Origin of the sequence: endosymbiont of Ridgeia piscesae (assembly GCF_001443665.1) — a bacterium.
Classification (GTDB): Bacteria; Pseudomonadota; Gammaproteobacteria; order Chromatiales; family Chromatiaceae; genus Endoriftia; species Endoriftia persephonae.
On sequence record NZ_KQ557119.1, the window covers coordinates 55,984 to 67,297 of the forward strand.

Genomic DNA, 11,314 nt, shown 5'->3' on the forward strand with positions numbered 1-11,314 from the left:
GGTGATGATGAGTGAGGGGCAAGGGGCCGTCACGTCAATGTCCGACATAGCGCTGGGTGAATAGCTTTGACGTCATGGGCCGCCCGAAGAGCCATCCCTGTCCCTCCTGGCAACCATGCTGTCGAAGGAAATCGCGTTGCGCCTCCGTCTCCACCCCCTCAGCAATAGTCTGCAAGCCAAGCCCCTGCCCCAAGGCGATCACCGCCCGCGCGATGGCCTTATCCTTACCTGCATTGGGCAGATTGCAGACAAAGGCCCGGTCGATCTTCAGTTTGTCCACCGGCAGGTGCTGCAGATAGCTGAGAGAGGAGTAGCCGGTGCCAAAGTCATCCACCGAGAGCTGCACACCTAGGGATTTGAGTTCCTGCAGCATCGTCAGAGTCTGGCCAGTCTGTTCCATGATGACGCTTTCCGTGATCTCCAGCTCCAGGCGGGTGGGATCAAGGCCGCTCAGCTCCAGCGCCGTTGTCACCCGTTCCACCAGGGTGCCACGCCGTATCTGCACACCTGAGACATTGATCGCGATGCGGCCGAAGGAGATGCCTTGAGCCTGCCATTCCACGGCTTGGCGGCAGGCGCTCTCCAGCACCCAGGCGCCGATGGGTTCAATCAACCCCGTCTCTTCCGCCAGCGGGATAAACCTGTCAGGGGTCACCAGTCCCTCCTGTGGATGATGCCAGCGCAGCAGTGCCTCGGCACCACACAGGCTGCCATCGGCAAGATTGACCTGAGGTTGGTAGTGAAGCTCAAATTCCTGACCCTCGATAGCTCTACGCAGTGCCGACTCCATGGCCAGACGCGCCCGCGTACCAGCACTCATCTCATCGTTGTAAAAATGATATTCACTGAGGCCACGCTCCTTGGCGTGATACATGGCTATATCAGCATGCCGGATCAGTTCATCCGCACTCTCACCGTCGTTGGGATAGAGGCTGATGCCCATGCTTACCCGCAGGATGATCTCCGAGGTCTCCAGCCGGATCGGCACCTCCAGACCCTGCATCACCTTTCTCGCCACCAGTTCCGCCTCGCTGGCTGACTCCACATCTCCAATGAGAATCACGAACTCATCACCACCGAGTCGGGCGACGGTATCCTCCTCCCGCACCTGTCCGCGAACGCGCGCAGCCATCTCCAACAGCAACTGGTCGCCCATAGCGTGCCCCAGACTGTCGTTGATATCCTTGAAACGATCGATATCGAGGAACAGCACTGCCAACGAATGGCCGCCGCGGCGCGCCTGACGCACGGCGACCTTGAGGCGATCCAGAAACAGCAACCGATTGGGCAGACCGGTAAGAGGATCATGGTTGGCCAGGTGCTCGATCTGTTCGAGGCTGTGCTTGAGGGGGGAGATGTCGGAGAAGATACCGACATAGTTGGTCACTTCTCCCTGGTCATCCTTGACGCTGCTGATGGTCAGCCAGGCAGGAAAGATCTCCCCATCTCGATTCCTGTTTCGGATCTCACCCTGCCAGCGTCCCTGCTGGCGAATCGTCGACCACATGGCCTCATAAAAATCGGCCCTCTGCTTACCGGACCGAAGCAGGCGGGGATTCTGCCCCCGCACCTCGGCCTCACTGTAACCGGTGATCTCGCTGAAGGCCGGGTTGACCGTCAGGATGGTTCCTTTCTCATCGGTGACCAGAATGCCGTCGTGGGTGTTGTCGAACACCGTGGTTGCCAGCCTCAGCCGGCGCTTGATGGCCTTGCGTTCACTGATGTCCTGAAAGGTGACAACGACTCCCTCTACCTCGCCCCCGTCAACCAGGGGGGAGCAGGTGAATTCCACTGCTATTCCCCGGCCATCGCGGTGAAAGAACAGCTCCTCGCCATGGACTATCTCGCCAGTCTGCAGACTCTGGTGGATGGGGCATTCCGAAAGAGGGTAGGTACTGCCATCGGATTTCGCATAATGCACCCGATCGTGGTGGGTGCCGCCTAGCAGCTCCTCCTCGCCGTGCCCCAGCAGACGGCAGGCAGCGCCATTCACGAAGGTGACCCTGCCATCTCGGTCGAGGCCAAAGAGACCCACAGTGGTCGCATCGAGAATGGCGGCAAAACGCTGGCTCAACTGGCTGTAGTCCACCACCGCCAAGCGGGAGACGTCCTGCCGAGACGGCCCGCCGAATTCGGCGGCATCCTCTTTCCGCCAGCGGCGTCCAGCGGAGGAAAGCTCCGCCTTCGCCAGTGGCGGTATGCTGGCCCGCTCCTTTGCCTCAGGCTCCAGATCCATGAGGCTCTCGACGATGGAAAAATCGTCCGGGGCGTTCTCTCCCCCGGTCGGGAGCTGCATCTGACCAAGCGATTCCTGGAGGAAATCGAGAAATCGACCAGCCAGTTCCGGATCAAGGCGCCCCAGGTCTCGCTCCCGTTCCAAATACCTGATGATCTCTCCGTGGGGCAGAATACCCTTGTAGGGCCTCTCTGCGGCCAGGGCGTCGTAGATATCGAGCAGTTGGAAGACCCGCGCAAGGTAGGGAACCTCCTCTCCCCGCAGACCATCTGGATAGCCACTCCCATCCCAATGTTCATGATGGTGTCGGATCAGCGGGACCAATGGCTCCAGCGCCTTGATACCGCTGCAGAGTCTGGCCCCTACCACCGGGTGCAGACGCATCACTCGCTCTTCCTGGGCATTGAGCTGTTCCTGCTTGAGCAGAATATGATCTGGGATCGCCAGCTTGCCGATATCGTGCAGGGTGCCCAGGTGCTCCAGCAACTCGATGGAGCGGTCATCAAGCCCGAGATACCGGCCAAACAGGGCCCCGTTGTGGGCCAACCGGACACAGTGGCGGCCGGTGTGCCAGTCTCGCGCTTCCACCATGCGGGCGACCACAAAGTAGATCGACTCCACATGCTCCAACTGGTCGAGCAGGCGCTTGTGGCTAGCCGCCGCCTCCACCCGGGCAATCAATTCAGTGGGGGTATAGGGTTTGCGGATGAAATCAGTGGCGCCGATGTTGAGGCTGCGAGCCAGCTCATCGCTGCTGCCCATGCCGGTCACCATGATCACCGGTAGCAGCCGGTCGTCCATCTCCTCGCGGATCCGGCGGCAGACCTCGTCGCCGGTCATGCCCGGCATGCGTTTATCCAGCAGGACCACATCGAAAGGGTGCTCTCTGATCGCCTTCAGGGCGGAGCGGCCATCGGTTGCCTCCCGCACCTCAAAATCGGGCGAGGAGAGGATCTCCCGCTGTAGGAACCGCTGCCCAGACTCATCATCGACCAGTAGCACCCGGTAGGGATTGGACTCGCTGAGCTGTCTGGCTGGCTGAGTCATCGTTTCAATCCTTTATCAGCGGCGGCGTGCCCCCTGATCTTCACCTCTGCCCCGGCAGCACCCTTCCCATCCAGACCCAACAGTGCAAAAAGCCTGTCGCGATCGAATGGCTTGGCCAGACAGACCTCGGCGCCAGCCTGCAGAATGCGCGCCTCATTCTCTGGGGTATGAAAGCCCGTCATGGCAATGATCCGAACGGCACGGGTGACGGGGTCGCTTCGCAGCTGCCGGCACACCGTGAAACCGTCGAGCCGCGGCATCATTAGGTCGAGGAGGATCACATCAGGGTTGAAAGAGCGCACCTTCATGCCGGCCTCGAAACCGTCGTGGGCGCTCTCGACCACCTCCAATCCGGAACGATCCACCAGCAGCTCGGTCAGGTAACGCACCAGTTGCCGATCGTCATCGACAATCAGCAGCCGCAGATCCCCTCCCGGCCGGGTATGGAGACGAATGCCTCGCTCGTGAGCGAAGCGCTCTACTTCTCGCCACAGGAAACGGCGGTGACCACCTCCGGTCATCTCCGCATGCAGCCAGCCCTTCTGAGCCCATTGGCGCACGGTTACCGGTGCCACCAATAGCATCTCCGCCACCTCGGCAGGTGTCAGGTAGATGGCGCTGCCCTGCTTCTGTTTCATGCCAGTTTCCTCTGTTGACCGATCCATCATGAGAGCGATACCGAAAGGCAAACATCTAATCGCTATGCGCAATTCTATCGAATATAGCGATTTAACGGCGCCAGAGCAGGCAACTTTAGCAGGATAAGGGACAAGAGAAAGGAAATTGCTTTTATTCGCTCAATGACCAGCGTCTCTTCCATCGCCGCCATGAACCGCATATCTACTGAAACAGCAGTACGAATCGGCTAAACAGCTCTCTGTCAAAGTGGTGGGACATCTGCTGCTGCATCAGCTTCAGCGCATCAAAGGGCGTCATAGCCTTCTTGTAGGAGCGCTCCGCGGTCAGGGCATCGAATACATCCGCAATACCGCAGATATGTCCGTAGATATGTATCTCATCACCTTTGAGGCGCTTCGGGTAGCCACTGCCATCAGTAAACTCGTGGTGTTGCATCACGATAAATCGGCACTCCTCGGAGAGTGCTCCTGCTTCGGCCAACATCTTGTAGCCCTGATAGGGGTGGGTGCGCATCCGCTGCATCTCCCGATCCGTCAGGCGACCGGGCTTGTTGATGATGGCAGCATCGACCTTGACCTTGCCGAGATCATGCAGAAAAAACCCCGCACCCAGTTCATGAAGGTCATGGGCATCAGACTTGCTGAACAGTGCCTTGGCCAGCATGATCGCCGTCACCCCCACATTGACCGAATGGGTATAGGTATAGAAATCGTGGGAGGTAATGCGTAGCAGGCTTTTAGCCGTTTGATCATCAGAGAGGATCAGATCGGTAATGGCACTGACCGCCTGCTTGGAAGTCAGAATATTCTCGCTGGTTGGATGCTCCACCAGCCGCTCCATCATGCCCATGGAGTGTTGATACACCGCCTGAGCCTTTTCCTGCGGCGTCAGACTCTGGTCTTCGATAGCAGCGGTCAGCGCTTCCACCTTCAATTGGTTTGGGTCCCACTCCTCTGGCGGCGCCTGTGTCTTCGGATCTACAACCTTTCCCTCATGACTCAGATGTGCCAGCTCATCCAGTGAAGGCCCTGTATCCTCTGTTGCCAGTGGCACAGGTACCGTACTTTGAGCAGGATCAACAAAGACCTCCACTATGCCGGATTCGGCGATCTTTCGAATCTGATCCTGGGACTTGATTCTGAAGCGGTTTCGCAAAAAAGGATGCTTGCGCCACGAACCCGGTAACAGGATGTGCATACCGACTCGGAGTTGCTCCGTCCTTGCCTTCCTTAACATCTCATCTCCTCTGCCTATCAGACACAATGATCGTTCAATCTTTTCTGTGGTCGCACTCAGATTTGGTTGAATACGTCCTTGTCGGCACCGCAATCGGGACAGACCCACTCCTCTGGTATCTGATCGAGTGGCGTGCCTGGCGGAATCCCCTTCTCGGGCATCCCCTGTTTTTCATCGTAAACCCAACCACATATCTCACATTCATAACGATTCATCTTGGTTTCCCATTATTTCTATCACATCAAAACAGCTCGACTTCCCCGTCCGCTGTTTCGGCAACGGATTCGTAGCGTTTCTTTTCATCGGTCAGTTGATCGAGGATGGTCATCAACGCCTGACTTGCGGCCTCGAGCACTTGAAAATTTTCCAACACCAGCTGTCGGTTTTCTTCAATATCCTCCCAGTCCGCTTTCAGAACCGACAGCGCCCTATGCATGAAACTGTGAACCTTTTCGTGAGGTTCCCGGAGCCGCTCATAGGAGGGAAGATGGGAGAACGCCTGGCGTCCGACACCGCTGTCGTACCATTTACCGAAACGACAGTTGTGATGGTCCACCGCAACTGCCCGGCCAAACTCCGAATCAGCGCCGTGCATGAGCGTTGCATAGCCGTTCTGCATATAGATCAGGTGATCAACCTTGACCAGTGAAGCGAAGCTCACCATTTGGGCGTATCTGGTAGCCACGTCGGTCTTCAGGGCGATTTCACCGAATCCCTTAAAATTCTCCTGGAAGCTCTCCATCACCCGCCGTGAATCACCAGCAATCTTGCTCATCTCATCCAGTTCCAGCCCGAGGGAATCGGAAACCTGGATGAAACCGTCCACGATGCCGGAGATTCGTTGCGTCGCATCCTTCGTATGCGAGGAAAGCTTCTTCACCTCGTCAGCGACCACGGCAAATCCCCGCCCATGTTCACCGGCACGGGCGACTTCGATGGCGGCATTCAGTGCCAGCAGATTGGTCTGATCCGCGATGCTGGCGATCATGGTCACCACCTCCGCCACCTCGGCGCTACGCTCTCCCATTTCCCGGGAGGCGGTGTGGGCCCTGCCCAGGCGCCGGCGATATCCCTCCCATTCATCTAGGACCCCCCGAATGGTGACCCGATTCTGGTTCGCCGACTCCACCGACCGGGCCGCGAGACTCTCCACCTGTTCCAGCTGCTCTACGATATAGGTAAGATCGGATTGGTTACGCCGCAGACTGTTTCCCAGGTTGCCGGTTCTGACCTCACTCAGGTTGGCCAGCAGAACCGTCCGGTTCAGTTCCTTCATCCGGCCGCTGATCTGCTGCAACGCCTCATCCACCTGCCCAAGCAGGGCCAGAAAACCCGCATCGGATTCACCCTGATCGGTCATGCCACGGTAGCCACCCGATACGGTCTCCTGCAGACCATGGAGGATAGTCCGGCGACTGCCATCCAGCCGCGCCATGGCGCTGTCCAGCCGGTCTGCGATATCGCCGAGGCGGCCTCCCCGGTTTGCCGAGCCGATACGATAGTCAAAGTGGCCGTCGTTCAGTGCGTCCACAAGCCTCGAGATCCCTTCCAGCGCGCTCCGCGACTTACCGATACTCCGCCAATAACGGCTGAACAGACCCATTCCGGCAAGTAGCAACAGGCTCTGCATCGGCAGGCTGATTATGCCAAGACCGGTCCCTGCCACCGATAGTGTCAGCAGGCCCAACAGAAGCATTGATGTCATCTCCTCCCGAACCAAAAGCGTGCTCATCTTCATAGCAATGCATCCCTTTGTAACCTTCCTCCATTTCCGAAATGGGGGCGTAAAATCTGCAGTGGCAAACCTCTACAGCTACATTGCTGCAGACGTGGAGGCACACGTCCTCCCCTGCTCCGCCTGATCCTGCAAAAACCGCGCAATCTCATCGACCGGCATCGGTCTAGCCATCAGAAAACCCTGGCCATAACCACAGCCCATCTCCCGCAGGCGCTGCATCTGCCATTCCTCCTCGATACCTTCGGCCACCACCTCCATATCGAAACTGCCTGCCAGATCTAGGATGGTTTTTATCATCTGTTCGTTACGCTCATGCTCCCCCATACGTGTGATGAACGAGCGGTCGATCTTGAGCACGTCCAGGGGAAAATTGTGCAGATAGCTGAGCGAAGAATAACCGGTGCCGAAATCGTCCATGCTGAGTCTGATACCCAGGGCCTTGAGTTCGCCCAGCACCTGGGCCGCCGACTCCGGATCTTTCATGATCACGGACTCTGTAATCTCCAGCTGCACCACGCCCGGATCGATCCCGCGACCGGTCAGGAGGTTCCTCACCGTCTTGACCAGTTTGGCATCGGTGAGCTGTCGCGGTGACAGGTTGATGCTGATCCGGGGTGAAACATCCTCCGGATAGTGAGCCTTCAATTCATTCAGGAAACCGAAGGCACGGTGCATAACCCAGGTACCGATGGGCAGTATCAACCCGGTATCCTCAGCCACCGGGATGAATTCAGCAGGTGACAACCAGCCCCGTTCAGGATGCTGCCAGCGCAGCAGGGCCTCGAACCCCCGGATGCAGTGATCCGTCAGCCTGACGATGGGCTGCAGGTAGACCTCTAGTTCCCCATTGTTCAGCGCACTCTGTAGCTCGTTCTCCAGGTTAAAGCGGGCCATCGTGCCCTGGTGCATCTCACTGCGGAAGACCTCGAACGTGCCCCCGCCACGCTCCTTGGCCCGGTACATGGCATTGTCCGCATCCCGCAGCATATCTTCAGGACGATGATACGCCTCACCGATAAAGGCGATTCCAATACTGGCGCCGGTCCTCACCAAATGCTCGTTCAGATCGATGGGGCGATCCAGCTCCTGCTGGATGCGGCGGGCGATCTCATACACCCTGACTTCCGTATCCATACCCTCCAGCAGCACCACGAACTCGTCGCCACCGAGATGCGCCACCGTATCCTCCCTCCGCAGCAGGCCACGCAAACGCCGGGCCACCTCCACCAGCAGCTGATCACCGAGAAGGTGCCCCAGGCTGTCGTTGATCAGTTTGAAACGATCCAGATCCAGAAATAGTATGGCCACTTCATAATCCGGTCTTCTCTTTACCATTTGCAGAACATGACCCAGCCGTTCCACCAGCAACGCCCGGTTGGCGAGTCCGGTCAATGCATCATGAAAGGCATCGTGCAGCAGCTGCTCCTCGATCGCCTTCTGCTGACTGATGTCGGTGGTGGATCCCACCATACGATGTGGCTCGTTTTCCGTCCCCTGGATGGCCAGCCCCCGGCTCAGCCGCCACTGGTACTCGCCATCCCGATGGCGCATCCGGTACTCGCAGACAAAATGATCGGAGGCGCCATCCAGGTGGCGCCTGATGGCCTGCTTCAGGTTGTCGACATCATCGGGATGGACCTGGCTCATCCAGGCCTCCGGCGGCTGCACCACCCCCTCCTCCGCATACCCCTGCATGGCGTGGTAACGGGGTGAAAAATAGATCTGGTTGGCCTTGAGGTCCCAGTCCCAGAGCCCATCGTTGGTTCCCCGCATGGCCAGGGAGAAACGCTCCTCGCTGTTGCTCAGGGCCTCTTCCGCTCTGGCCCTTTCCGCGATACCGGCCAGGGTTACACAGGCGGTCTCAAGAAAGGTCGTTTCCTGCCCGGCCAGCTGGCGCCCGGCATCCAGATAGAGCATGAGCACGCCAATCACGGTGTCGTTGATGATCAGGGGCAAGAGATACTGCTCCTTCTCCAGCCCTGCGCGGCAACCACTTTTCAGCTGCACTTCTGCCTGACTTGCCAACAAGGGACGGCCATGCCGTACAACCCAGCCACAGGCGCATTCACCGACAGGCACTCTGCTACAGACCTTCTGCAACTCCACTGGCACGTTGAGCTGTGCCGAAAGCCGCAGATGGCATCCTTCCTCTTCCATCAGCACGATCGCCCCTTTGGGCTGCAAACCCAGCCACTGCTGGGAACAGAGGATAGCAAGGGCGGATTCCAGCTTATCGCTCAGCACACCTCTTGCCTGGTGGATCTGCAGCAATTGGTTGAGGATCTGTTTCTGCTGCTTCTCCCGCTCGATGGTCTGCGTCCGCTCTTGAACACGCTGTTCCAGGGTCTGGGTCAGTTGCTGGAGTCCATTTTCCGCCCGCTTCCGCTGCCGGATCTCCGCCAGTAGGTTTTGGTTGATCTGCTCCAGCTTGTCGGCCCCCTCGATCCTACGAATGATGGGATTGACCCTGAGCAGCACCGCCAGGGCACTGACCAGGATAACCAGACCTGCCAACACCCCAGCAAACAGAAAGGCGTGAAGATAGGGGGCCACGATCTCTTCGGCCAGCAGACCAACCACCAGGCCCAGACTGGAATCAGGTACCGGACGGTAAGCCAGCAGCCACTCCCTGCCCTGGCGATCCTGCCCGGTATAGATCCCCTGTTCCCCCTGCAGGGCCCGGCGCATGGCCTCATCCGGCGCATAGGCAAGCGGCTTTGTGATCTGTTCGACGTCTGCCAGTGCCCCTGAACCGCCCAGCCAGTGCAACCCCGTTCCCTGGCGGCGGGCAATCAGGGTCTCAGACGCCAGACTGTGCGGATCTCGGGGTAACCCATTGTGATCACCATGCCGCAGGTAGTCCATCAGGAGCCCCTCTTGGCCCTCGGCATCCGTCTGCCTGGTGTGGGAGAAGGCCTGAACGACGCCAGCCATCCTTTCCGCCTGCAGCATCAGGTGATTCTCTTCCTGCAGCCATTCCGAGTGGAGCAGTACCCGGCTTACCGTGACCCCGACCAGCAGTGACGCCATAGCCATAATCAGGGTCACATTCCATAGGATCCGCAAGCGCGCCTGTTTCGCGGAATCGAGCCAGTTGTTCAGATCCAGACCTTCATCACTCTGGCGACGCCATATCGATATCAGTTCCCAGCTCGTCCAGACGACTGACAGGCCACCGATACAGAAGAACAAAAAGGCGCTATGTAGGGCCATGCGGGTAAACGAGAACCAGCCATAACCGGATTCCAGCCCCGCCATGTAGCCAACCAACGATTCCAGTGCGAGATAGCTGATGAGGAGTCCAGCCACCTGCCCCAGACTCACCAGCCATCCGGTATGCCTGGCGAAGGAGAGGCTGAGCAGGACTATACCGCTGAGGGCAAATGCCAGTGCGGTATTGGGTGCCAAACGTCCCGGGCTTGAAACCCCGTGCTGCAGGGGCTGTTCCATCAGTAGCTGGTCGATACCGAAATCCGCCCCCATGGGATACTGAAGACCAGTTGCGATCCCGAGCACAATGACCAGCAGACCAAACATGGAAGCCAGGAGAGACCTCTGATGCGCAAGGGACCAGAAGCCCATACCCATCAGAATAAAACCGAGGGCGGTGTTGAGCTGCATGGGAGGGAGTGATGCCCGAAGCTGGATCAGGCCCTGAATGTCGAACGCCCAGCCGATGATCACCAGCAGGCTCATGGCGATCAACAGGACACTGCCCAACAGGGTCAGGGAGAACAGCCATGGAGGTCGAGGGTGTGTATGCTTCAATTGCGATCTCTGTAATCCAAAAATCAACCCAAAGCGCTTTGCAGTGCGCGAGGGTCCTCCAAATCATTTCTTTGATTGATATGGAGATAGCGACCTGGAAACGGATCACTGTATAGCCTGCAGTCACAGAAAACTTCTGTTATCGTCACTACAAATGCCGGGGCTTTTTCCCTCTTTTATCGGGAACTTTTCCCTCTCTCACCCATGCAAGCAGCTCTAGCAGAGCTTACGTCGTAGGGGTCGGAGTCAAATTTGATCGAAGCAACGGGGCATTCAGTGCCGCGATTTCCATCAAATCTGACTCCACCCCTTTACCTAAGGTTGTTTGCTGCGCGACTAGGTTTTGATCAGGCCGTGGCGGATTGCCAGGTGAACGACCTCAGCATCAGTGGATAAGCCCAGTTTTTTCTTGATCTGATGGGCATAGTTGGAGACGGTCTTGACACTGATGTGCAGAGTCTCTGCAATGGTGGCCCGTTTGTTGCCCGCCGCCATCATTAGGAAGATCCCGAATTCCTTTGCAGAGAGCTGGCTGAGCGGTGAGTTATTCTTGCTAATCTGGCGCAGTGCCAGCTCTTTCGCGATATCCGGTCCCAGATAGGTCTCACCTGCCGCTACCTGAGCCACTGCCTCCAGCAGGACGTCCGGAT

Annotated in this window: 7 protein-coding genes; all 7 read right to left on the reverse strand. The window is 58.1% G+C overall.

Annotation, left to right across the window (positions count from 1 at the left end):
* Nucleotides 1-34 precede the first annotated feature (34 nt).
* Nucleotides 35-3,283, reverse strand: coding sequence for an EAL domain-containing protein (locus Ga0074115_RS03880; protein ID WP_060528225.1), 3,249 nt, complete (start codon nt 3,281-3,283; stop codon nt 35-37).
* Nucleotides 3,280-3,921 (reverse strand): response regulator, encoded by a 642-nt coding sequence (locus Ga0074115_RS03885; protein WP_057955144.1) that lies wholly within the window; start codon nt 3,919-3,921, stop codon nt 3,280-3,282. The genes Ga0074115_RS03880 and Ga0074115_RS03885 overlap by 4 nt, the downstream gene beginning before the upstream one ends.
* A gap of 202 nt (nt 3,922-4,123) precedes the next feature.
* The gene (locus tag Ga0074115_RS03890) at nt 4,124-5,158 is read right to left on the reverse strand and encodes a cyclic di-GMP phosphodiesterase (protein WP_082626696.1); all 1,035 of its coding nucleotides are present in this window, start codon (nt 5,156-5,158) and stop codon (nt 4,124-4,126) included.
* A gap of 56 nt (nt 5,159-5,214) precedes the next feature.
* A complete protein-coding gene (locus Ga0074115_RS15655; protein WP_005959185.1) occupies nt 5,215-5,373 on the reverse strand; it encodes a rubredoxin in 159 nt (52 codons plus the stop codon).
* A 26-nt stretch (nt 5,374-5,399) separates the two neighbouring features.
* Nucleotides 5,400-6,854 carry a methyl-accepting chemotaxis protein gene (locus Ga0074115_RS17040; protein WP_269747024.1) on the reverse strand — a complete coding sequence of 485 codons (1,455 nt, stop codon included), beginning with the start codon at nt 6,852-6,854 and terminating at the stop codon, nt 5,400-5,402.
* Nucleotides 6,855-6,971: 117 nt separating this feature from the next.
* Nucleotides 6,972-10,664 (reverse strand): EAL domain-containing protein, encoded by a 3,693-nt coding sequence (locus Ga0074115_RS03900; protein WP_232432886.1) that lies wholly within the window; start codon nt 10,662-10,664, stop codon nt 6,972-6,974.
* Between the two features lie 336 nt (nt 10,665-11,000).
* Nucleotides 11,001-11,314 (reverse strand): LuxR C-terminal-related transcriptional regulator (locus tag Ga0074115_RS03905; RefSeq protein WP_232432887.1); only part of this gene is annotated, 314 nt, incomplete at its 5' end.